Here is a 23,557-nt window from a genome sequence, read left to right on the forward strand (position 1 = left end):
GATTCAAGCTCTAGGCTATAAACCATTAATTAAATTGAGATTAATCTTGTAAATCAACCACGACTCTTGGGGTGAGTTTAGTTACTAACTCATAAGCAATGGTGCCAATGTGCTCTGCCACTTCTTCTACAGCGAGCCCTTTACCCCACAGCTGCACTGAATCCCCGACCTTATCAGTTGCATCAAGCCCCAAATCAACGGTCAGCATGTCCATAGAGACTCGACCAACAATGGGCACTCTGCGGCCATTAAGCAACACGGGGGTACCTTCAGGGGCATTGCGCGGATAACCATCGCCATAACCTATGGCAACCACGCCTAGACGAGTATCTTGTTTTGCAGTCCAATAAGCGCCATAGCCAACACTTTGTCCGGCTTTATGCTCACGTACCGCAATAAGGTTTGACACTAACTCCATTGCGGGAACTAGCCCATGATGAACACCTTTATCACCCAGTACAGGCGATACCCCATAGAGTGCGATACCTGGTCTTATCCAGTCACACTGGCTTTGAGGCCAAAATAACGTAGCGGCAGAATTAGCTAACGTTCGATCGCCAGGTAAATCGTTAATCAACTGCTGAAAAGCATCAATTTGCACTTGGGTTAAGGGGTTATCAGGCTCATCGGCACAAGCAAAATGGGTCATTAAATGAATAGGTTTGGCAACTTGTGGGCAAGCCATTAAGCGTTGATAAACAGCCTTGAATTGTTCAATACCAAAGCCTAAACGATGCATGCCTGTATCAATTTTAAGCCAGACGGTAATGGGCGCAGTAAGTGTCGATTGCTCTAACATCACCAATTGCGACTCATGATGCACCACGGTATCAATTTTATGCTCAACTAATGTGGGTAAGTCAGATTGACGAAAACAACCTTCAAGCAACAGTAGCTTAGCGTTAACACCGCCTTGGCGTAATTCAAGCGCTTCTTCAAGTCGCGCCAGTCCAAATCCATCGGCGCAGTCAATACAGTCAGCGACAGACTCGGCCACGTTGAGCAAGCCATGCCCATAACCATTGGCTTTAACCACAGCCATGACTTTACTGTTGGGCGCAATTTCACGCAGCCTTGCAAGGTTAGCTTGCAAAGCTTTACGACTAATTTCAGCACGGGGAAATGGTTTCAAATAACTAACCTTACTGATTGCTTCATTCAAATAATTGGGCAACACAAGACTAAAAAATGAGCCTCTGCGTTAAAACAGAGGCTTTTCGGTACGACTAACGCAAAGACTAAATACCTATCTGATGAGATTAATCTTCATCAAAGACTTGTGCGCCAGAATAATTATCAAAACGCGAGAACTGGCCTTGGAACGCCAGCGGCACGCGGCCAATCGGGCCGTTACGTTGTTTACCAATAATGATTTCAGCGACACCTTTTTGTTCTGAATCATCGTTATACACTTCATCACGATAAATAAACATGATCAAATCCGCATCTTGCTCAATTGAACCTGATTCACGTAAGTCAGAGTTAACTGGACGCTTATCAGCACGTTGCTCCAACGAGCGGTTAAGCTGTGATAACGCAATGACCGGGATCTCTAGTTCTTTGGCTAAGGATTTAAGTGAGCGCGAGATTTCTGCAATTTCTAAGGTACGGTTATCTTTTAATGAAGGCACCTGCATTAACTGCAAGTAATCAATCATGATCATTGATAAACCGCCATACTCACGCGCAATACGACGGGCACGACTTCGCACTTCTGTCGGCGTTAAGCCTGAACCGTCATCGATATACATTTTGCCTTGCTCAAGCATAATCCCCATGGTTGAAGAAACACGCGCCCAATCTTCATCATCTAACTGACCGGTACGAATTTTAGTTTGATCAACCCGGCCAAGTGATGCCAGCATACGCATCATAATTTGTTCTGATGGCATCTCTAAACTGAAAATAAGCACAGGTTTATCTTCATTCATGGCTGCTTGTTCACACAAGTTCATCGCAAAGGTGGTTTTACCCATTGAAGGACGTGCCGCCACAATAACAAGGTCACCCGATTGGAAGCCGGCGGTCATTTTATCAAGATCGGTAAAACCACTTGATACACCGGTCACACCGTTATGGGGGTTATTGTATAACTGCTCAATTTTGTCGACGGTTTTTTCAAGGATCGATTTAATCCCTTCAGGGCCTTCGTTGGCATTAGCACGCGACTCAGCAATTTTAAAAACTTTAGTTTCCGCTAAATCCAGTAAATCACTGGAGTTACGACCCTCAGGGTTATAGCCTGCATCAGCAATTTCATGGGCAACACCAATCATGTCACGTACAACAGCTCGTTCACGTACAATATCGGCATAAGATAAAATATTACCCGCACTCGGGGTGTTTTTGGCAATTTCACCTAAGTAAGCAAAGCCGCCAGCGTCTTCAAGTTGATCTTCAACTTCCAGGCGCTCTGATACGGTGATCAAATCAATCGGGTGACTGCTTTCAACCAAACGGCTCATCGCAGCGTAAATCATCCGATGGGAGCGAGAATAAAAATCTTCGGGCACAAGCGCTTCAGCCACTCTATCCCAGGCCTCAGCATCAAGCATCAACCCACCAAGAACCGATTGCTCAGCTTCAATTGAATGCGGCGGTAATTTCAGCGCATCAACTTGAGCATCTTTGAACCTTTCTCTGGCTTTAAAAGGACCTTTCTGTGACATTAAAACTCCCAATTCCCAACCTGTTTGTAAATATGGTATAACACCGAGGTCATGCAAACATGTAGTACAATGATATCGCGTAACATTTATCCCAACACGGATAAACAATCAGAATAAATAACAACAATAAATAATAAAAAATAAGGAAAGAACATGCGTTATGCACTCGTTGCAGCCCTTGTGCTGTCTTCTGGATTTGCCTATGCCGATGAAGGTCAGTGGCAACCCTATCAAATGCCTTCTATTGCAGATAAATTAGCACAACGCGGCATCGATATTCCTGCTAAACAGCTTGCAGATTTAACCCAGTATCCAATGAATGCGGTTGTGGGTCTGGGCTATTGTACCGCCAGTTTTGTCTCTCCCCAAGGCTTAGTTGTGACCAATCACCATTGTGCCTATCGAGCCATCCAATATAACAGCAAAACTGAACATAATTACTTAGCAGACGGCTTTCTAGCTAATACTAAAAAAGAGGAGCCATCAGCAGGCCCTAATGAGCGATTATACATCACTGAGAAGGTAACGGATGTCACTTCTCAAGTGAATGCGAATTTAAGTCGCGATCCTCTTAGTCGTTATGAAGATATCCAATCAAACCGTAAAGCATTAATCAAAGACTGCGAAACCGACGAAAACTACCGTTGTTCAGTCAGCAGCTTTCATAATGGACTTGAGTATTACTTAATTAAACAACTCATTATTCGTGATGTCAGACTAGTATACGCACCACCTGAAAGCGTAGGGGCTTTTGGCGGCGATATTGATAACTATGAATACCCACGCCACTCGGGCGATTTTACCTTCTTACGTGCCTATGTGGGCAAAGACGGTCAGCCGGCAAGTTATGCCGAAGACAATGTGCCTTATCAGCCAAAAAGTTATCTTAAAATAAATGCTGATGGCGTTAAAGCCGGAGATGGCGTGTTTGCCGCAGGCTATCCGGGAGCGACCAGTCGTTACCGCCTAACCAGCGAGTTAGAGTTTGCCAGTGATTGGATGTATCCAACCTACGCTAAGCGCTATCAACTGCAAATCGACACCATTAATCAAATGGCTGCCGACAATAACGCCATTGCGATTAAATACGCCGGTAACCTTGCCTCCATGGCAAACAGAATGAAAAAACTGAACGGGTTACTCGATGGTTTTAAAGCCACAGATATTGTCGGTATCAAACAATCACGTGAAGATAACTTCTTAGCTTGGCTTAAAAAAGACGCCAATGCTAACCATCAATTGATTGGTGAATTAGAAGCATTACTGGCTGAGCAAAATAACCTCATTCAAACTGACTATTATTTTAATAATGCCCAATCAAGTGCAATACTTGCCGCAGCTAAAAAGCTCTATCGTTTAGCCAAAGAAAAACAACTGCCCGATGCAGAGCGTGAGCAAGGGTTTCAGCAGCGTGATATGAAAATGTTTGCCGCTAACTTAAAACGCCTTGATAGAAGTTTTGATGCCAGTGTCGATAAAACCTTGTGGCTACAAGACTTGAACGCTTACATGGGGCAAAATCAGCGCGTTGAAATTCTTGATAACGCACTGAATAAGATCTCTGATGCTGAGGCATTATCAGCAAAATTAGATGCCTATTACGCCTTAACCACTTTAATGGATAAAGAGCAGCGTTTAGCTTGGATGGACAAAGACGCCCAAGCCTTTGAAACCAGCTCAGATCCGTTTATTCGCTTAGCGGTAGCGCTGCACGACACCAACATGGCACAGGAAAAAGCCGAAAACACTTTAAAAGGTAAGTTATCAACCGCTCGCCCTGAATACATGAAAGCCATCATCAGCTATTACAAAGCCAATGACTGGCCTGTGTATCCAGATGCCAATCGCACCTTACGGATCACCTACGGCATGGTCGATGGTTATCAGTCTGCAGATGCACTCTATAAGCAGCCTTTTACCCGTCTCGAAGGCATAGTGGCTAAACATACTGGCGAAGATCCATATAACGCGCCACAAAAGCTATTAACGGCAATTAAAGCCAATGATAACGGTGAGCACTCTGTCGCATCGGTTTATCAAGATCCACGCTCATGGATTTGTCGTTTATTCTCTTGTTTAGATACGCCAGAAGAATTTAACTCAGTGCCGGTTAACTTCTTATCCAGTGTTGACACTACAGGTGGTAACTCAGGTTCACCGGTATTTAACGGTAAAGGTGAGTTAGTAGGTTTGAACTTTGATTCAACTTACGAGGCGATTACTAAAGATTGGTTCTTTAACCCAACGATAACCCGTGCAGTACACGTAGACTTTCGTTACATCCTATGGATGATGGATAAAGTTGATCACGCCCAAAACTTGATTGATGAGTTAGAGCTAGTAAGAAATTAGAGTATCACGCCCCAACTTGTGCAAACGAGCTTGGGGTGACCCTGACCACTCTCATTACAGGTAAAGCTGAAGCCTTAAAAGCCTAAAATTAAGACATAAAAAAACACCGCCAATTGGCGGTGTTTTTATTTAAATCAATGAGCTATTAATCTTCTGCAACAACAGAGATTTTAACTACTGATTTAACTTCAGTGTGAAGTTGAACTTCAACTTCAAAGTCACCTAGGTTGCGTAAAGCACCTAAAGGTAGACGTACTTCAGCTTTAGCTAGCTCAACGCCTGCTGCAGTAACTGCATCAGCGATGTCGCGGTTGCCCACTGAACCGAATAATTTACCTTCGTCACCAGCTTTAGAAGCGATAACAACTGACTCTAATGCAGCAAGCTTTTCAGCGCGAGCAGTACAAACACTTAATTCAGCAGCTAATTTAGCTTCTAATTCAGCGCGACGTGCTTCGAAAACTTTAACGTTTTCGTCATTAGCGATAACAGCTTTGCCTTGTGGCAAAAGGAAGTTACGAGCATAACCAGCTTTAACAGCAACTTGGTCACCTAAGTTGCCTAGGTTAGCGATTTTATCAAGCAGAATAACGTTCATTATCTAATTCCTCTGATTTAAATACTGCGATTACTGATGTAAATCAGTGTAAGGCAGTAGAGAAAGATAACGAGCACGCTTAATCGCGCGAGCTAGTTGGCGTTGATATTTAGCACTAGTACCAGTAATACGGCTAGGAACAATCTTACCGCTTTCAGTTACGTAGTTTTTTAAAGTAACGATATCTTTGTAATCAATTTCTGCAACACCTTCAGAGGTGAAACGACAGAACTTGCGACGACGGAAATAACGTGCCATGTTGACAGTCTCCTAAGTTTTCAATTCGACATTTTCGGCATGCAAAACCAATTTATTTTGGCCATTTCGCCCTTGTTGTAAAGAGATAAACCCTTCAACTTGGACCTGCACACCTGCTTTTAATTCTTCTGTTACGCTGTTAAAGCGCTTACCACTTAATATGACTTGGATCAGACAATAAACATTTCTCAACATTTGATCGTCATACCGCTGTGTTTTGTGTTCTAGCGTAATCACCTTATGGGGAATGCCGCTGGGACTATCAAAACGCTTTGAACGAGTTATCGTTCCGGTCAACACTAAGTGATTAATCACAGACTAATTATTCAGCAGTTTCTTCAGCGCTTGCTTCAACTTCTTTTTCAGCAGCTGGTGCAGCAGTAGGAGCACGACGTGAATCACGCTCATCTTTTGCTTTAGCCATTGGAGAAGCTTCAGTAACAGCAGTTTTAGTGCGCATTACCATGTTACGCAGAACAGCGTCATTGAAACGGAAAGCTGTTTCTAACTCTTCGATAGACTCTGCAGTTGCTTCTACGTTCATAAGAACATAGTGAGCTTTATGTAGGTCTTGAATTGGGTAAGCCAATTGACGACGACCCCAATCTTCTAAACGGCTGATAGTACCGTTAGCATCAGTGATTAAACTGCTGTAACGCTCGATCATACCTGGGACTTGTTCACTTTGATCTGGGTGAACCATAAATACGATTTCATAATGACGCATTTATTGCTCCTTACGGTTAATTAGCCTCACGTGTGGCTCAGTCAGACCAAGTTGGAGGCAAGGAACGGAATTAAATGACTGATTTAAGCGCGGGATGATACATAAAGCCCGCACAAAACTCAAGCAATACTTGTGTGGTGCATGCTTTATTACCTTTAACTGATTAACTCACTCAAGCAGGCGTTGACAGCAATGACGGTAAATAATGAAAATACCCAGCAAAAAACAATAACCAGCGTGAAATTTAATTTGATATTGAATTCACAGATGAAGCCATTGAGCGCTTTGCAGCCACTGCGAATACAGGTATTATGGCGCTTCATCCGTATTTCAGGCGTTCCTAATAACTACATAGAAACAACGTAATGAAAAAAGTCTGTATCTTTATGTCTTCTCTTCTCACAACGTCTTCAGCGTGGGCACTTGTTCCCCCAGACTATAAAGAGCCTCCCAGTGACTTTAAGGCTGAAATTGAAGCCGGTATGCAACTCAATACTGGTAATAACCAATCGCAAAACTTCAACGGCCGCACCTACTTAAATTACGATACTGAAAAAGCCCGTCAGGAATTTACCTTTAAGGTGTATTACGCCGCAGATAAAGACTCTACCACGGCTGAAAAGTATGATGTATTTGCCCAGTCGAGTTATAAGCTAGAAAGCGGCTATATTTTTGGCCGCGGTGAATTTACCTGGGATGATTTTGGTAGTTATACCAAACTGTCGACGGTTTCTACCGGTTATGGTTTTGATTTACTCTCAAACTATACCCAGAGCCTGAGCATAGAAGTCGGCCCCGGTTACCGTTATGACTTACCCAAAGCAACAGATACAGACTTAAACCCTGCAGCCAACCAAGACATCATTTTGCGTACCGCCGCCAAGTACAATATTAAATTGCAAGAATATACCAGCCTCAATGCCGATTTGACCTCTGAAGTGGGTGAAGATAACAATACCTTGACCTTAGACGTCAGTTACAGAAATACCTTTTTACAGGACTGGGCCTTTAAACTCGGGGTGAACGTGAGATACACAGCGGTAGTTCCTGAAGACAGTGTAAAAACCGATACCATCACCACATTTAACTTGCTATATACTTTCCAATAAATTGCAACGCCGTTACAGCGGCCTGTAATGAGCCTTTTCAACATTCCAGATACAAAAAACGGGCCTTAAGGCCCGTTCCACTATCTGCTGATCAGCTCAGTAAATTACTTCACTAAACGTTGACGCACAGCTTCAAACAAACAAATACCGGTTGCCACTGATACATTCAAGCTTGAGACACTTCCCGCCATCGGGATTGACACTATTGAATCACAGCTTTCACGGGTTAAACGGCGTAAACCTTTATCTTCTGCGCCCATCGCAATGGCTAAAGGCCCTTTTAAGTCTGCTTGGTATAACTCACAATCCGCTTCACCGGCGGCACCAATAATCCACACCCCTTTTTGCTGAATATGACGCATAGTACGGGCAAGGTTGGTAACTTGGAATAATGGAATCGTTTCAGCCGCGCCGCAAGCAACCTTGCTCACGATTGACGTCAGTCCCACCGAGTTATCTTTTGGTACGATAATCCCTTGTACACCGGCAGCATCGGCATTACGTAAACAAGCACCTAGATTATGTGGGTCAGTGACACCATCAAGAATTAACAAAAATGGTAGGTCTGTCTTTTCTAATAAAGCATCTAAGTCCGCTTCAGCCAAGATTTTAGCAGCTTTAACTCGTGCAACAATACCCTGATGCTGAGTGCTCGATGCTTTGTCATCTAGTACTTTACGACCTGAACTTTGTACAGACACACCAAACTCTGTCGCTTTTTTGATTAATGGTAATAAACGCTCGTCATCACGACCTTGTAATACCCAAACTTCAATGACGCGTTCAGGTGAGTTGCTTAGCAAAGCTTCTACTGCGTGAATGCCAAAAATGATATCTTGTTTTTTCATTTACTTATTTTCTCTTGCGCTTTGCTTTAATCGATGGTTTTTTAGCAGCCGGTGATGTTACACCAGCCGCTGAACTATTTGCAGCTTTAGCTGCAGGCTTGCGCTTTTTTCCGCCTTTAGTGGCAGATTTTTTCGCTTTGCCCGCTGTGCTTTTACCCGCTTTGCCAGAACGCCCCTTTGCTGGCGACTCTGCAGCTGGCTCACCTTTTGCTGATGCGCCCATTTTAGCGCCTTCAAGATTGGCTCTTTCTCTGGCTGTTAATGGCTTCTTATTGGCTTTCTTACGGCTCTTACCGTGATCACCAATCATGATCAGATCGATTTGACGATCATCTAAGTTAACCGCGGCAACTTTGACATTGACCTCGTCACCCACTTGATAAACCTTGCGGGTGTTTTCGCCAATCAAACGCTGACGCATTGGGTCAAACTGATAATAATCGCTGACTAAGCTTGAGATATGCACTAAGCCATCGATATACAAATCCTTTAAACGTACAAACAAACCAAAATTGGTCACTGAAGCAATGACAGCTTCAAATTCATCACCAACATGATCTTGCATGTATTCACATTTGAGCCAGTCGCTGACATCACGTGTGGCTTCATCTGCACGGCGCTCAGTAGTTGAACACTCTTCGCCCAGTTTATCTAGCTCTTCAAGTAGATAATGGTAGCCACCTTCTGGGGTCCACTTCTGCTTCATCTCACCTTGCTCTGCCGCTAACAAATAACGGATAACGCGATGTAAGACTAAGTCAGGGTAACGACGAATAGGCGAGGTAAAGTGTGAATACTCTTCTAATGCCAAGCCAAAGTGACCGTCATTATCAGGGGTGTATATCGCTTGTCTCATTGAGCGCAGTAACATTACCTGGATCAATTCAGCATCCGGTCTATCTGCAATTTTCAGCATTAAGTCCTGATAATCTGACGGCGTAGGTTCAGTGCCGCCATTCATTGATAAACCGCGTTCTGCCAGAAACTCTTTGAAGTTTGCCAACTTGGTTTCTGAAGGTGACTCATGCACACGGTATAACACTTCACCTTTATGCTTTTTGACGAACTTAGCTGAAGCGACGTTGGCTAAAATCATACATTCTTCAATGATTTTATGTGCCTGATTACGGCTACGGGGCACAATTGCTTCAATTTTACGTTGCTCGTTAAACACAAACTGGGTTTCAACGGTTTCAAACGCAATCGCCCCACGTTCTGCGCGGCGCTCATTTAAGATTAAATATAACGACTGTAAACACTGAAGATGCGGGAACAAAGCTTCATGCTCAGGGGCAATCTTGCCACCTTCTAGCATGGCTGCCACTTGCGTGTAAGTAAAACGCGCATGTGAGTGCATCACTGCCGGATAAAACTTATAACCCGATAGTTTACCCGCAGCTGAAATGGTCATCTCAGCCACCATACAAAGGCGATCAACATGGGGATTTAGTGAACACAAACCATTAGAGATTTTCTCTGGTAGCATCGGGATAACTTGCGATGGAAAATACACTGAGTTACCACGGGATCTCGCTTCATCATCTAATGCCGAGTCTGTACGCACATAGTGACTTACATCAGCAATAGCGACCCATAAACGCCAGCCACCGCTAGGTTTAGTTTCGGCATAAACAGCATCGTCAAAATCGCGGGCATCTTCGCCATCAATGGTCACTAAGGGTAAATGTCTTAAATCGACGCGACCTTGTTTATCTGACTCTGGGACTTCATCCGGAATGCGCTTAAGTTTTTTCTCAATAACAGCTGACCATTTGTGAGGCAAATCGTAATTGCGCAGAGCAATTTCAATTTCCATACCTGGCGCCATTGTTTTACCGAGCACTTCGGTCACTTTAGCTGCCGCTTTAACAAATCGTCCAGGACGACGGGTTAATTCAAGCACAACAACGTCGCCAGCTCTGGCGCCATTAGCGTCTTCTTTGGCAATCAAGATTTCTTGGGTAATGCGTCTGTCATCGGCAATCACAAATGCCATGCCAGCATCAACATGATAACGGCCGACTAATGGCGCGCTGCGCTGCTGCACTAAACGAACGATACGCGCTTCACGTCGTCCACGGCGATCGGAACCTGCTTTTTGCGCCAACACTTTATCACCGTGAAAATACATCTGCATATCACGATTATTAATAAAGAGATCGTCACCGCCTTCATCAGATTTAAAAAATCCGAAACCATCACGATGGCCGATAATCGTACCGGTAAGCAGATCCATTTTTTCAGGAAGACCATAACTATGGCCTCGGGTATAAACCAGTTGCCCATCACGCTCCATGGCGCGCAGTCGTCTTCTTAACGCTTCTAAGTGGTCTTCATCAACCATTTTTAGCGCGGCGGCGATATGTTCTCTGGTGACAGGTGACTTTTGCTCACGCAAATACTCTAGTATGTATTCACGGCTTGGGATTGGGTTTTCGTACTTGTCTTGCTCTCTCTCAAAATGAGGATCGATGATCATTCAATTTCCAAATAATTTACTCCCTCGTGGGAGTCTTAGCGGTTGTGCAGCTGTGGCTGCTGTGCTCGCTCTATTATACTGGCGGGCATTTTAGCGGCTAACATCTGCAATAATGATGTGGCTTTTTTCTGTGTCGCGGCATCATTAAATACGCTGTTATATAACCAATGGTAACCTAATTGATAATCAACAGGGCTACCATAACCTTCGCCGTATAGGCGAACTAACATCAATCTTGCAGGCAGATCGCCATTGGCTGCTGCCGGCATCACATATTGCACTGCTCGATTTTTGTCTTGCACTACCATTTCACCGTGATAGTAATATTCGGCCAGTTTCAGCATCGCCTCAGCACTACCTTGCTCTGCAGCAGTTTGTAATAACGCCATGCCACGGGAAGCGTGTTTATCTACACACACACCATGATTGAGCATTTCGGCCCATAAAAACTGATACATGGGCTGCTGGAGTACTTCTGCTCTAGCTTCAATATCTTGCACTAGTTGGCAGTCATCGCGTTTAACTTGCTTTAAATAAACATCATTGCGGATCAATTTAATTAATTGCTCATCACCATAGATATCCACCGCGGTTAATTCAGCAACAGCTAAATTCGGCAGTAAGCACAACACCAACAAACATAAACGCAGCATAACGATTCTCAATGACACTTTAGTTACTCTATGCATCGGCATTATAGCCTATATCTTGAGTATTAACTGCACAAACAACAATATTTAGTGGTTATTTGAATTGCCAAAATGATTTTAAAAAAGCAGTAAAAAGAAGAGAAATTGCGCGGAGTTACAGTTTCAATTTTATCGTCTAAGGTTTGTTAATTTTGCATATTAAAAAGGCCGCTAAATAGCGGCCTTTTATGTGTTAGTTAAATGGATTAACTAATACGATTGTCTCGTTTCTGTCAGGACCGGTTGATACGATATCAACAGGCGCTTCAAGTAACTCTTCGATACGAGCAATATAATTAAGCGCTGCTTGTGGCAGTTGCTCAATTGAAGTCGCACCAAAGGTAGACTCACTCCAGCCAGGCATAGTTTCGAATACAGGAGTAACCTGTTCGTAACCTTCAGCTGCAAGTGGTGTGACAGTTTCTACAGTTCCATCAGGATACTGGTAACCAACACAGATCTTAACTTCTTCAAGACCGTCAAGAACGTCAAGTTTAGTTAGGCAGAAGCCGCTAACACTGTTGATTTGAACTGCACGGCGCATTGCCACAGCATCTAACCAACCTGGACGACGTTTACGACCAGTAGTTGCACCAAACTCTTGACCTTTATGACCTAAGTAATCACCGATCTCATTCTCAAGCTCTGTTGGGAAAGGACCTGCACCTACACGTGTAGTGTAAGCTTTCATGATACCTAGAACATAATCTAAGTGACGAGGACCAAAACCAGAACCGGTAGCGACGCCACCTGCTGTAGTGTTTGATGAAGTCACATATGGGTATGTACCATGGTCGATATCAAGTAATGTACCTTGTGCACCTTCAAACAAGATAGGCTCACCCGCTTTACGGGCTGTATCAAGTAATTCAGTAACATCAGTACACATACTCTTAAGATAATCAGCAATTGCTAATGCATCATCAAGGGTAGTTTGATAATCAACTGCGTCACAGTCATAGTATTCAGTCAGCATAAAGTTGTGATATTTCATCACTTCTTTTAATTTAACTGCGAATAACTCTGCATTGAATAAATCACCAACGCGTAGACCACGACGAGAAATTTTATCTTCATAAGCTGGACCAATACCACGACCCGTTGTACCGATAGCTTGATTGCCGCGCGCTTTTTCGCGAGCTACATCAAGAGCACAATGGAAAGGTAGGATCAGTGGACATGCTTCTGAAATAAGAAGACGCTCTTCGACAGGAACACCACGCTCTTTAAGCATGTTGATCTCTTTCATCAAAGCATCAGGAGCCAATACCACACCATTACCGATAATGCATTTCACATTATCACGTAAAATCCCTGACGGAATTAAGTGAAGTACGGTTTTATCGCCGTCAATTACCAGAGTATGACCAGCATTGTGGCCGCCTTGGTAACGAACTACATATTTTGCCTGTTCTGTTAGAAGGTCGACAATCTTACCTTTTCCTTCGTCACCCCATTGAGTGCCGAGTACTACTACGTTTTTGCCCATCGTCTGCTGCAAGGTTGCGGTATAAAGGCGAATTTTAACAGATTTAGGGGGGTAATATGCAAGTATTTTATGCGAAAATTATTAATAGTACTATGCCGGCAGAGACTAGGCAGCCACCTAACCGCCTGAGATTATTCTTATTTTGCATCGAAAATTCGGCTAAATATTTTTTCCATTGCAGCGGAAATAATAAGGGTCCGATACCTTCAAGTACCAAAACAAGCCCCATGGCAAACATCAACATTTGAAAATTCATGGTCTAGTTCCACTATTTGGTTTACACATTAGCAAAAAACATCGACTACACCATAACGCTTCTAAGCGGTCATCGCATTACATCGAATGACTAATTGGCGTTTTTACCTAAAAAAAGCCAATAAAAAACCCAGCATATAGCTGGGTTTTTTGAATTCTGAAAACGTATTAACGTTTTGAGAATTGTGGCTTACGACGTGCTTTACGTAGACCAACTTTCTTACGCTCAACTTTACGAGCATCACGGGTAACGAAACCAGCAGAACGTAAAGAAGGACGTAGAGCTTCGTCTAACTGAAGCAATGCACGAGTAATACCGTGACGAATTGCACCTGCTTGGCCAGTGGTTCCACCGCCCTTAACAGTTACATAGATGTCAAGTTTGTCAGTCATTTCAACTAGCTCTAGAGGCTGACGAACAACCATGCGAGCAGTTTCACGACCAAAATATACATCTAGTGGACGTTGGTTAACAACGATTTGACCACTACCTGCTTTAGCGAATACGCGAGCAGTTGATGTTTTACGACGGCCAGTGCCGTAGTACTGAGTTGCAGACATTAGCTTACTCCCGTATTAGATATCAAGAACTTGAGGTTGTTGTGCAGCATGGTTATGTTCAGTGCCAGCGTAAACTTTAAGCTTACGGAACATAGCACGGCCCAAAGGACCTTTTGGTAACATACCCTTAACTGCTTTCTCGATAATCATTTCAGGCTTATGATCTTGCAGCTTTTCAAAAGAAATCTGCTTAATACCACCGATGAAACCTGTATGTGAGTAGTAAATTTTGCCTTTAGCTTTGTTACCAGTCACAGTAACTTTCTCAGCGTTAATAACGATGATGTAGTCACCGGTGTCAACATGAGGAGTATACTCTGGCTTGTGCTTACCACGTAAACGAGTAGCAATTTCAGTAGCGATACGACCTAAAGTTTTACCTTCGGCATCAACGACGAACCAGTCACGTGTGACTGTTTCTGGTGTAGCAGTAAATGTAGTCTTCATTTTTACAAAAACCCAATGTTTAAAATTCTGTCTCAATGCTGAATGCGGAATGCAAACAACACAATGACCATTTCAAAGCCCCTTCGAGCTGAAATTGGTTTAAATCGTCCACCCAAATTCGGTGGAGTAACGAGGGCAGGTGGCGGATTATAGACAAAGCTGAGTTAAAAATCACCTAATTTCTGATAGTTTTCTAAAAAACTTCTCTGGTGCTTTAGCTGATTTCATCCCTCAATAACTATTTATGGTAAATGCTCCAACATTAAATAGTCATGTGATTGCATTTCAATCAATCTTGAGCGGCAGCGTCTAAACTCAAAACTGAGTAAACCATCTGTGTAAATATCTTCTAATGAAACTTCAGCAGAAATAATTAACTTCACATTACGCTCATAAAATTCATCTACCATCGCGAGAAATCGCCGAGCAATATCATCACCGGTTGTGGCTGAGCCCATTTGTTCAAGCCCACTTAATAGAACGGTATGGTACAAACGAGCCACTTCCATATAGTCGCGCTGGGATCGAGGGCCGTCACATAAGTCTCTAAAGTTGGCCAATAGCACCCCTTGGGATTGCTGGCGAATATTCACCTCACGGCCTTCAATTTCAATGGCGTCAGTGAATACTTCTGATTCTGGAGCAAGCTGGGCAAAATAGCTTAACAAGTTGGTGTCAGCCTGCTCATCCAGTGGGTAGTGGTAAATCTCAGCTTGCTCAAGGGTTCGTAAGCGATAATCAATACCCGAATCCACATTAAGGATTTCGCAGTTTTGGTTTATTAAGGCGATTGCGGGTAAAAATCTTGCGCGCTGTAAGCCATTTTTATAGAGGTCATCGGGAATGATGTTTGAGGTGGCCACTAACGCGACCCCTTCTTTAAATAAGTGTTGGAACAAGGTGCCCAATAACATGGCATCGGTAATGTCAGAAACAAAAAATTCATCGAAACATATGATGTTATATTGCTGCGCCATTTTGTTAGCAATAGTAATTAATGGGTCCTGAACACCGTCAAGTTCGCCTAAGTCATGGTGTAGCTGGTGCATAAAGCGATGAAAGTGGGCCCGCAGTTTTTTCTCTGTTGGCAGCGCATCAAAAAAAGTATCCATCAAGTAAGTTTTACCACGACCTACTCCGCCCCATAAATATAAACCTTTGACGCTAGGGGCTGATTTTTTAAGGCCGATTGAACCTAAAAGCCGACTCAATGAGGACTGCTGAACATCGGCTGCGATAAGTTCTTCATAAACACGTTGCAATGACTTTACCGCTTGCTCTTGGGCTAAATCATGGGAGAAACCTTCACGGGTTAAATCTTGCTGGTAATGCTGCCAAGGGCTTAACTGCGACACGGGGACTACTCTCTATATACTGCTGAAAATTCCACACAACCATAACATATCACCCTTAGCCGGCGTAACGGTAAACCACATAAAAATTAACCTTTGTTAATGATGGCTGAACTTATTGAAACTTAGAACACTCCGAGGTTATATAGTCAATACAGCTAAACTGAAGTTGTATTTACGCCAGTCACCCATAATATGTGTATAAGCAAAGATTAATTTTCAAGGAGCAAGAAACAATGAAACCCAAATTAACCTTAGTTTCAGCAGCGATATTATCCGCCTCTTTATCGTTAATGCCGGCGTTGTCCCAAGCTGCAATTCCACAAACTGTTAATGGTCAAGCGCTACCTAGCCTCGCTCCCATGCTAGAAAAAACAACTCCCGCTGTCGTCTCTGTTGCAGTCAGCGGCACCCAAACCTCTAAACAACAAATTCCCGATGTGTTTCGATATTTCTTTGGCCCTAACGCCCCCCAAGAACAAGTGCGTGAACGCCCTTTTAGAGGCTTAGGATCAGGGGTCATCATTAACGCCAAAGAGGGTTACATCGTCACGAATAACCACGTTATTAATGGTGCTGATGAAATTAAAATTGGTCTGCATGATGGCCGTGAGATTGACGCAAAACTCATTGGCTCAGATCCTGAATCTGATATTGCGCTATTACAAATAGAAGCGAAAAACCTTACCCAAGTGAAACAAACCAACTCTGATGATATCCGTGTCGGCGATTTTGCTATCGCCATTGGTAACCCATTTGGTTTAGGGCAAACCGTGACTTCAGGTATTGTTAGCGCCTTGGGCCGTAGCGGTTTAGGGATTGAAATGCTGGAGAACTTTATCCAAACTGACGCCGCGATTAATAGTGGTAACTCAGGCGGCGCCTTGGTTAATCTTAACGGTGAGTTAATCGGTATTAATACCGCCATTGTGGCCCCCGGTGGTGGCAACGTCGGTATTGGCTTTGCTATTCCGGCTAATATGGTTAACAACCTAATTAATCAAATTATTGAGCATGGTGAAGTTAAACGTGGCGTGCTTGGCGTTATGGGCCGAGACTTAGATAACGAATTGGCCAAAGCATTTGGTCTAGAAACCCAGCATGGCGGTTTTATTAGTGAAGTCATGCCTGATAGCGCCGCAGACAAAGCAGGTATAGAAGCGGGTGACATCATTGTCAGTGTCAATGGTAAGCAGATTAAAAACTTCCAAGCCTTGCGAGCAAAGGTCGCCACTATGGGCGCTGGTGCTAAAGTTAAAATTGGCATCATTCGCGATGGTGATAATGAAACCATTAATGTCACCCTTGGTGAGTCAAATAGCAGTTCAGGCACCAGTGCTGATGCATTACACCCAATGCTTGAAGGGGCTGAGTTAAGTAATAGCCGTAAAGGTATTGAAATTGCTGAAGTGGCTCAAGGATCGCCAGCCGCCAGAAATGGACTCGAGAAAGGCGATTTAATTGTCGGGCTAAATCGCAGTAAAGTAAAAAGCCTTAAAGACTTAAAAGAGCAGCTAAAGACTCAGCAAGGCGCGGTCGCATTGAAAATATTGCGTGACAATAAGCTGCTTTACTTGGTACTGCGTTAAAGCAGCACCGAATAAACCCTGTTGTTTTACCCAATAAGCATCGTAGCCCTGTTACGATGCTTAATTTTTTTAATCATGATAATATCTTGGGTACTTTTTCATAATTTAGTCAGCCAATGAATTTCAAAGACACAATTTTATATTTGACCAAAGCTGTGGCATTTGGATTAGTCATGGCGGCCGCTTTCATATTTGTTACTTCGATAACCAACAACAGTAATTTCAATAATGGCTTAACCACTACCCAGCACCACAATGACTTATCCTTTGCTAAAGCCGTTCGTCGAGCAGCCCCTGCTGTGGTCAATATTTATAGCCTTAGTTTAGATCAAAATAGCCCATTAAATTCAAGCTCGCTTCAAGGCTTGGGTTCTGGGGTTATCATGAGTAAAGAAGGCTACATTTTAACCAATTACCATGTAATTAAAAAAGCCGATGAAATTGTTATCGCGCTACAAGATGGCCGAAAATTTACCTCAGAAGTTGTCGGTTCAGATCCAGTCACCGATTTAGCGGTCCTTAAAATTGAAGGCGATAATCTACCTATCGTGCCGATCAATTTATCCAAACCTGCACAAGTGGGCGATGTGGTACTTGCCATTGGTAACCCTTACAACTTAGGCCAAACCATTACCCAAGGTATTATCAGTGCAACCGGCCGAAACGGCTTAAGTTCAGGCTATCTTGATTTCTTACAAACCGATGCAGCCATTAATGCCGGTAACTCTGGCGGTGCACTTATCGACACCACTGGCGAACTAATTGGTATTAATACTGCGGCATTTCAAATCGGTGATGAAGGTGGCGGGCACGGTATTAACTTTGCCATCCCAATTAAACTGGCTCACAGCATTATGGGAAAGTTGATTAAAAATGGCCGCGTTATTCGTGGCGCGTTAGGGATTTCAGGCGAGCCGTTAAGCCCTGTTATGGCGCAAATCCTCAACTTACCGGATTTAAAAGGCGTATTAGTCACCGCTGTTGATCCCAAAGGGCCTGCGGCAGATGCGAAACTGCGTCCAAGAGATGTGATTATCGCTTATGCAGAAGAGAGTGTTCCTGGGGTTGAAATGCTGATGGATAGAATTGCTGAAACAGCGCCCGGAGATAGCATCACAATGACCATCATCCGCGAAGGTAAGTCTTATGATGTGCCAGTGATTATTGGTGAGAAGGCTGTCGAACCTTAAGCACAAATTACAACTTAACCATTTAATCATAAAAAAGTCAGCTACCTTAGGTAACTGACTTTTTATTCTTTACTATAAAGCTTTGGCAAACAACTTAAGCAATCTACAGCTTATGCAATACGAACCACTTCACCGCCGATGGCTTTAAACTTCTCTTCGATATGCTCATAACCACGATCTAAGTGATATATACGATCAACGGTTGTCGTACCATCAGCCATAAGGCCTGCAATCACTAAACTCGCTGAAGCGCGTAAATCTGTCGCCATCACTTGCGCACCGTTCATGCGCTCAATACCATTAATGATGCAGGTGTTACCCTCTAGCTCCATTTCAGCGCCCATACGGCTTAACTCAGGTACATGCATAAAACGATTTTCAAAAATCGTTTCAGTCACATGACTGGTGCCTTCAGCTAATGCGTTTAACACACAAAATTGCGCTTGCATGTCCGTCGGAAAAGCAGGATATGGCGCAGTTTTAATATTAACCGCTTTAGGGCGCTTGCCTTGCATATCAAGTTCAATCCAATCGTCGCCAGTATTAATCACCGCGCCAGCATCTTCAAGTTTTGCCAGAACTGCTTCTAGGCTTGAAGGATCAGCGCTTAGACAGCGAATTTTTCCGCGCGTCACGGCTGCAGCCACTAAAAATGAGCCGGTTTCGATGCGATCAGGCATCACTCTGTGGTTACAACCAGAGAGTTTCTCAACCCCTTGAATACGCAAGGTTGCGCTGCCAACACCGGTAATTTTTGCGCCCATTGCAATTAAGCAATGTGCTAAATCATTAATTTCAGGTTCGCGAGCGGCATTTTCAATAATGGTTTCACCATCAGCTAAGGTCGCAGCCATCAATAGGTTTTCAGTGGCACCAACGCTGACCATATCCATAAAGATATGCGCGCCTTTTAAGCGGCCATCAACTCTGGCTTTAATATAACCTTCTTTTACCTCAATAGTAGCGCCCATTTGCTCTAGCCCTTGCAAATGCAAGTTTACAGGTCTTGCGCCAATCGCGCAGCCACCAGGCAATGAAACATCAGCGGTACCAAATCGAGCCAGTAACGGCCCTAAAATCAAAATAGAGGCGCGCATGGTTCTAACCAAATCGTATGGCGCACAAAACTCTTTGAGATTAGTGGTTGAGATCCGATATTGGCTATTGCCTAACTCAGTGACATCAGCACCAAGGCAGCGAAGTAATTCACAGGTTGTTTTTACATCGCGAAGGTTAGGTACATTCGAAATATTAAAGTCAGTTTCAGCTAAAACACCAGCAAACAGGATCGGCAAAGCCGCATTCTTGGCGCCAGAGATGGTCACATCTCCGGCAAGGGGCTTGCTGGCTTGTATTGTTAATTTATCCACACTAATTCTCTACACTCAGTATTACGCTTACATATTAAATAATTTTTCACGCTTCCACTGAGTCGGCGTAAAAGTCTTGATAGTAAGCGCATGTAACTCACCACTGGCAATATGTTCATTCAGTGGTGCATAAATGGTCTGCTGCTGCTTCACTTTACTCATAGCGTCGAACATTTCGCCAACTGCAACCACTTTGTAGTGGCTACCATCTGAAGTCACATGTACTTCATCTAGGGTTAACGCCTCTGATAAAATCTGCTCAATTACTTTGCAATCCATGAAATGTGCTACCTTAAATTCAATGCTATTGTTCTATGAAAAAGGACTCTAAATCATACAACTCGATAAGTTTTTTTAGATGCTTACTCGGATTAGCCAAGCTCCTTGGCTGAGTGTTGTCCCCATGACAATGACCTAAACATATTAGTTCAAGCAATAAGGCCACGCCTGCACTGTCAACATACTCTAAAGCAGACAAGTCTAACACTTGAGTCGTATCAGTAAACAATTGTTGTTGATTTGGCCACAATTCTCTGACCTCAACCTGAGTTAATTGCCCTTTTAGGTGACAAATATCACCTTGCTGTGAAAATTCAATCACGCAGCATTACCCTCGTCCTGATCTAAGCGAATATCTTGGTTGGTGCGCTCATAAAGCATGTCGATGACCTTATCGACGCCTTTTTGGCGAATTAAATTGGAAATTTCTGATTGCTTTGACGCCAGTAAACTCACGCCTTCCGCCACCAAATCAAACGCTTTCCAGCTGTCATCTTTTAGACGTCTGGCTTTAAACACCACTTTAATGGGCGGGCGACCATCTTCAATAATTTCGACGCGGACATCGATCATTTTCTCGTTACTAAAATCAGCAGCCGGGAAAAACTGTACTTGCTGACCAGTGTACTCAGTAAAGGCTTGGGCATAGGTAGCCACTAAATAACCTTCAAAAGCATCCACAAACCGCTGACGTTGTTCAGGAGTCGTGTCACGCAGGTATTGCCCCATCACTTTATACGCGGCGTATTTATAATCAACATAGGGCATAAGCTCTTCGCGAACGATAACTTTTAAATAGCTTAAATCATTGTCAATGAGGGCTTTGTCTTTATCAAAACGCGCAAAGGTTTTCTCTGATACTTGCTGCACTAGCTTGAACGGATCACGGGTATCTATGTCATCAGTCGTCAGCTCTGCAGCACCAAGCGGGCTGATGCTTAACCATAAAAAGACACTTAACATAACGCGAATAAACTGCTTCATATACCGCTCCTACTTATCATCCGATGACATGCTATAGATTAACTGACCGATTAAGTCTTCCAGTACTAATGCTGAGCGCGTGTCATAAATTTTATCGCCATCAGCGAGCATCTCAATATCATCATCCATAAAGCCTGGGGTTAACCCCAAAAACTGCTCACCCAATAAACCTGCAGTTAAAATCGATAAGCTGCTGGTCTCTGGAAATTGATCATATTGCTTATCCATAGTGATGCTCACTATCGGTACAAGCTTTTTGGGGTCGAGCTGAATATCAGTTACCCTTCCGACAACCACCCCGCCCACTTTCACTGGCGAGCGTACTTTTAAGCCACCGATATTGCTAAATTCAGCGTGTAAACTGTAAGTTGCCTGATTAGGCTTAAGCTCAACATTGGCCACATTAAATACCAGCACACAAAATGCCACTAAGCCTGACAATAAGAACAATCCAACCAATAACTCTATTTTCCGTGTCAACATACGACTAAACCACTTTAATTAATGAATGCAAAATTTACCCAACTTACCTCCCGCTAACACTCAGCAGTTAACATCAATTGCCGAACATAATCGCTGTCAGTAAAAAATCGAGCGCTAACACTGCTAAACTCGCCTGAACCACAGTGGATGTGGTCGCTCGGCTAATGCCTTCGGGGTTGGGAATGACTTCATAACCACGATATAAAGATATCCAGGTTACCACTACGCCAAAAAGCACACTTTTGATTAAACAATTTACAATATCTTGGCGCCACTCAACCGATGCTTGCAGAATTGACCAAAAAGAGCCGCTATCAATGCCTTTCCATTCAACTCCCACTAAATGACCGCCGATAATGCCAACAAGACAAAACATCATCACTAATAATGGCAGGGTGATAACCCCCGCCCAAAAACGTGGCGCTATGATTTGGTGTAAAGGGTCAACCGCCATCATCTCTAAGCTTGATAACTGCTCGGTTGACTTCATTAAGCCAATTTCAGCGGTTAATGCCGAGCCTGCGCGCCCGGCAAAAAGTAATGCCGCAACCACAGGACCAAGCTCTCTTAATAAGCTCAATGCCACCATGGGCCCTAGGCTTTCGACCGTGCCAAAATCAGCCAGTACCGTATAAGCTTGTAATGCCAGCACCATACCGATGAACAGGCCAGAGACTATGATGATCACCATGGAGCGAACACCCAACACATAAACTTGCTTGGTGATTAAGCCAATATCTTTTTTAACATTCGGCCAACGGGCAATAGCGCCCCATAACATCAGCCCTGCTCGGCCTAGACCTGAAATAAAATCCAAAGCAAAGCGGCCAATATTACTGATAAAGTTAATCACGTCCACTTAACATCTCCTGTTGATAGTCTTCAGCTGGATAATGAAAAGCCACCGGCCCATCGGGTGCTCCATGAATAAATTGCTCAATTTGTGGATTGGTTGAAGCCCGTAATTCAGCAGGCGTGCCTGAAGCGATTACTTTTTTCTCGGCGATAACATAAACATAGTCGGCAATACTCAATACTGCATCCACATCGTGGGACACGACCACCGAAGTCAGCCTCAATGTTTCAGATAATTCGCCAATCAATTTCACCAGCACCGCCATCGAAATAGGATCTTGACCGGCGAAAGGCTCGTCATACAAAATCATTTCAGGCTCAAGTGCTATCGCCCGCGCCAATGCAACTCGGCGCTGCATGCCGCCGGATAACTCATTGGGCATCATCAGAGCGGCGCCCCGCAGCCCCACGGCTTGCAGCTTCATCAACACAATCTTACGAATAATAGTTTCAGCTAACCCTGAGTGCTCACGCAGCGCAAACGCCACATTATCAAACACATTCATATCGGTAAAAAGCGCCCCACTTTGAAACAACATACTCATGCGCTTTCGCTGCTCAAATAATTGTTGCCGCTTCAGTTGGTGAATGTTTTGCCCAGCAAAAAGCACCTCACCACTATCAGGGGTTAATTGACCGCCGATAAGTTTAAGTAAGGTGGTTTTACCTATGCCACTTGGCCCCATAATGGCGGTCACTTTGCCAGTTGGAATGCTGAGACTGATATCATCAAAGATAACCTTAGTCCCTCGGCTAAAGCCCATGTTCTTAACTTCTACAAGGGCTGACCTAGTGGGCTCTAAACTTGGAGTAGACATGTCTATAGAGGAAATAATAGCCTTCCTAGAGAACGAGATGTAGAGCTGAAGTGTACGAAATTGTGTAAGAACCTACAACAAATCAATCACCATGCGTTACAATCCCTAACAATTTTCGCAATAGCGACGATTTTTGTTAATATCTGACAAAAATAT

25 protein-coding genes are annotated in these 23,557 nt (G+C 43.6%); 4 read left to right on the top strand and 21 right to left on the bottom strand.

Going from position 1 to position 23,557, the window contains the following annotated elements; genetic code table 11:
* Positions 1–40: 40 nt before the first annotated feature.
* A complete protein-coding gene (alr, locus tag BCU57_RS16180; RefSeq protein ID WP_102440117.1) occupies positions 41–1,132 on the bottom strand; it encodes an alanine racemase in 1,092 nt (363 codons plus the stop codon).
* A gap of 127 nt (positions 1,133–1,259) precedes the next feature.
* Positions 1,260–2,669 (bottom strand): replicative DNA helicase, encoded by a 1,410-nt coding sequence (gene dnaB / locus BCU57_RS16185; RefSeq protein ID WP_076539121.1) that lies wholly within the window; start codon positions 2,667–2,669, stop codon positions 1,260–1,262.
* Between the two features lie 153 nt (positions 2,670–2,822).
* On the opposite strand from dnaB, the gene BCU57_RS16190 reads away from it, so the two are divergent.
* A complete protein-coding gene (locus tag BCU57_RS16190; RefSeq protein ID WP_102440116.1) occupies positions 2,823–5,021 on the top strand; it encodes a S46 family peptidase in 2,199 nt (732 codons plus the stop codon).
* 145 nt (positions 5,022–5,166) lie between these two features.
* Here the strand turns inward: BCU57_RS16190 and rplI are convergent, their stop codons facing one another.
* Genes rplI through rpsF form a run of 4 tightly spaced genes read right to left on the bottom strand, consistent with a single transcriptional unit; the run spans position 5,167 to position 6,604 of the window.
* The gene (gene rplI, locus BCU57_RS16195) at positions 5,167–5,619 is read right to left on the bottom strand and encodes a 50S ribosomal protein L9 (protein ID WP_076539126.1); all 453 of its coding nucleotides are present in this window, start codon (positions 5,617–5,619) and stop codon (positions 5,167–5,169) included.
* A 30-nt stretch (positions 5,620–5,649) separates the two neighbouring features.
* Complete coding sequence (gene rpsR / locus BCU57_RS16200) at positions 5,650–5,877, bottom strand: 30S ribosomal protein S18 (protein WP_055023454.1); 228 nt, start codon at positions 5,875–5,877, stop codon at positions 5,650–5,652.
* Between the two features lie 12 nt (positions 5,878–5,889).
* Positions 5,890–6,192 (bottom strand): primosomal replication protein N, encoded by a 303-nt coding sequence (gene priB, locus BCU57_RS16205; RefSeq protein ID WP_076539129.1) that lies wholly within the window; start codon positions 6,190–6,192, stop codon positions 5,890–5,892.
* A gap of 7 nt (positions 6,193–6,199) precedes the next feature.
* Positions 6,200–6,604 (bottom strand): 30S ribosomal protein S6, encoded by a 405-nt coding sequence (rpsF, locus tag BCU57_RS16210; protein WP_102440115.1) that lies wholly within the window; start codon positions 6,602–6,604, stop codon positions 6,200–6,202.
* A gap of 365 nt (positions 6,605–6,969) precedes the next feature.
* On the opposite strand from rpsF, the gene BCU57_RS16215 reads away from it, so the two are divergent.
* Positions 6,970–7,713, top strand: coding sequence for a YdiY family protein (locus tag BCU57_RS16215; RefSeq protein ID WP_198589973.1), 744 nt, complete (start codon positions 6,970–6,972; stop codon positions 7,711–7,713).
* A 104-nt stretch (positions 7,714–7,817) separates the two neighbouring features.
* Here BCU57_RS16215 and rlmB read toward each other — a convergent pair whose 3' ends face one another.
* The 8 genes from rlmB to zapE all read right to left on the bottom strand — a co-directional run bounded on the left by rlmB (position 7,818) and on the right by zapE (position 15,836).
* The gene (gene rlmB, locus BCU57_RS16220; RefSeq protein WP_102440114.1) at positions 7,818–8,561 is read right to left on the bottom strand and encodes a 23S rRNA (guanosine(2251)-2'-O)-methyltransferase RlmB; all 744 of its coding nucleotides are present in this window, start codon (positions 8,559–8,561) and stop codon (positions 7,818–7,820) included.
* A gap of 4 nt (positions 8,562–8,565) precedes the next feature.
* Complete coding sequence (rnr, locus tag BCU57_RS16225) at positions 8,566–11,040, bottom strand: ribonuclease R (protein WP_102440113.1); 2,475 nt, start codon at positions 11,038–11,040, stop codon at positions 8,566–8,568.
* A gap of 35 nt (positions 11,041–11,075) precedes the next feature.
* The gene (locus tag BCU57_RS16230; RefSeq protein ID WP_102440124.1) at positions 11,076–11,729 is read right to left on the bottom strand and encodes a tetratricopeptide repeat protein; all 654 of its coding nucleotides are present in this window, start codon (positions 11,727–11,729) and stop codon (positions 11,076–11,078) included.
* Positions 11,730–11,922: 193 nt separating this feature from the next.
* A complete protein-coding gene (locus BCU57_RS16235) occupies positions 11,923–13,218 on the bottom strand; it encodes an adenylosuccinate synthase (RefSeq protein ID WP_076539144.1) in 1,296 nt (431 codons plus the stop codon).
* A 67-nt stretch (positions 13,219–13,285) separates the two neighbouring features.
* The gene (locus BCU57_RS16240; protein WP_102440112.1) at positions 13,286–13,474 is read right to left on the bottom strand and encodes a DUF2065 domain-containing protein; all 189 of its coding nucleotides are present in this window, start codon (positions 13,472–13,474) and stop codon (positions 13,286–13,288) included.
* Positions 13,475–13,641: 167 nt separating this feature from the next.
* Positions 13,642–14,034, bottom strand: coding sequence for a 30S ribosomal protein S9 (rpsI, locus tag BCU57_RS16245; RefSeq protein WP_076539149.1), 393 nt, complete (start codon positions 14,032–14,034; stop codon positions 13,642–13,644).
* Positions 14,035–14,049: 15 nt separating this feature from the next.
* The gene (gene rplM / locus BCU57_RS16250; protein ID WP_076539151.1) at positions 14,050–14,481 is read right to left on the bottom strand and encodes a 50S ribosomal protein L13; all 432 of its coding nucleotides are present in this window, start codon (positions 14,479–14,481) and stop codon (positions 14,050–14,052) included.
* Between the two features lie 242 nt (positions 14,482–14,723).
* Positions 14,724–15,836, bottom strand: a complete 1,113-nt coding sequence (gene zapE, locus BCU57_RS16255; RefSeq protein ID WP_102440111.1) for a cell division protein ZapE — start codon at positions 15,834–15,836, stop codon at positions 14,724–14,726.
* Positions 15,837–16,069: 233 nt separating this feature from the next.
* Between zapE and BCU57_RS16260 the strand changes: the two genes are divergently transcribed.
* A complete protein-coding gene (locus tag BCU57_RS16260) occupies positions 16,070–17,422 on the top strand; it encodes a DegQ family serine endoprotease (protein ID WP_102440110.1) in 1,353 nt (450 codons plus the stop codon).
* Positions 17,423–17,538: 116 nt separating this feature from the next.
* Positions 17,539–18,612, top strand: a complete 1,074-nt coding sequence (gene degS, locus BCU57_RS16265) for an outer membrane-stress sensor serine endopeptidase DegS (RefSeq protein WP_102440109.1) — start codon at positions 17,539–17,541, stop codon at positions 18,610–18,612.
* 110 nt (positions 18,613–18,722) lie between these two features.
* Here degS and murA read toward each other — a convergent pair whose 3' ends face one another.
* The 7 genes from murA to BCU57_RS16300 all read right to left on the bottom strand — a co-directional run bounded on the left by murA (position 18,723) and on the right by BCU57_RS16300 (position 23,401).
* Positions 18,723–19,982 carry a UDP-N-acetylglucosamine 1-carboxyvinyltransferase gene (gene murA / locus BCU57_RS16270; protein WP_102440108.1) on the bottom strand — a complete coding sequence of 420 codons (1,260 nt, stop codon included), beginning with the start codon at positions 19,980–19,982 and terminating at the stop codon, positions 18,723–18,725.
* Positions 19,983–20,009: 27 nt separating this feature from the next.
* The gene (locus tag BCU57_RS16275; RefSeq protein ID WP_076539160.1) at positions 20,010–20,261 is read right to left on the bottom strand and encodes a BolA family protein; all 252 of its coding nucleotides are present in this window, start codon (positions 20,259–20,261) and stop codon (positions 20,010–20,012) included.
* Between the two features lie 25 nt (positions 20,262–20,286).
* Positions 20,287–20,583 carry a lipid asymmetry maintenance protein MlaB gene (locus BCU57_RS16280; protein WP_076539162.1) on the bottom strand — a complete coding sequence of 99 codons (297 nt, stop codon included), beginning with the start codon at positions 20,581–20,583 and terminating at the stop codon, positions 20,287–20,289.
* The gene (locus tag BCU57_RS16285; RefSeq protein ID WP_102440107.1) at positions 20,580–21,245 is read right to left on the bottom strand and encodes a phospholipid-binding protein MlaC; all 666 of its coding nucleotides are present in this window, start codon (positions 21,243–21,245) and stop codon (positions 20,580–20,582) included. The genes BCU57_RS16280 and BCU57_RS16285 overlap by 4 nt, the downstream gene beginning before the upstream one ends.
* Before the next feature lie 9 nt (positions 21,246–21,254).
* Entirely contained in the window at positions 21,255–21,728 is a 474-nt protein-coding gene (mlaD, locus tag BCU57_RS16290; RefSeq protein ID WP_102440106.1) for an outer membrane lipid asymmetry maintenance protein MlaD, read from the bottom strand.
* 73 nt (positions 21,729–21,801) lie between these two features.
* Positions 21,802–22,587, bottom strand: a complete 786-nt coding sequence (gene mlaE, locus BCU57_RS16295; protein WP_102440105.1) for a lipid asymmetry maintenance ABC transporter permease subunit MlaE — start codon at positions 22,585–22,587, stop codon at positions 21,802–21,804.
* A complete protein-coding gene (locus tag BCU57_RS16300) occupies positions 22,574–23,401 on the bottom strand; it encodes an ATP-binding cassette domain-containing protein (protein ID WP_102440104.1) in 828 nt (275 codons plus the stop codon). Before BCU57_RS16300 ends, mlaE begins: the two co-directional genes overlap by 14 nt.
* Between the last annotated feature and the right edge of the window lie 156 nt (positions 23,402–23,557).

It is taken from the genome of Shewanella sp. 10N.286.48.B5 (genome assembly GCF_002874355.2).
Classification (GTDB): domain Bacteria; phylum Pseudomonadota; class Gammaproteobacteria; order Enterobacterales; family Shewanellaceae; genus Shewanella.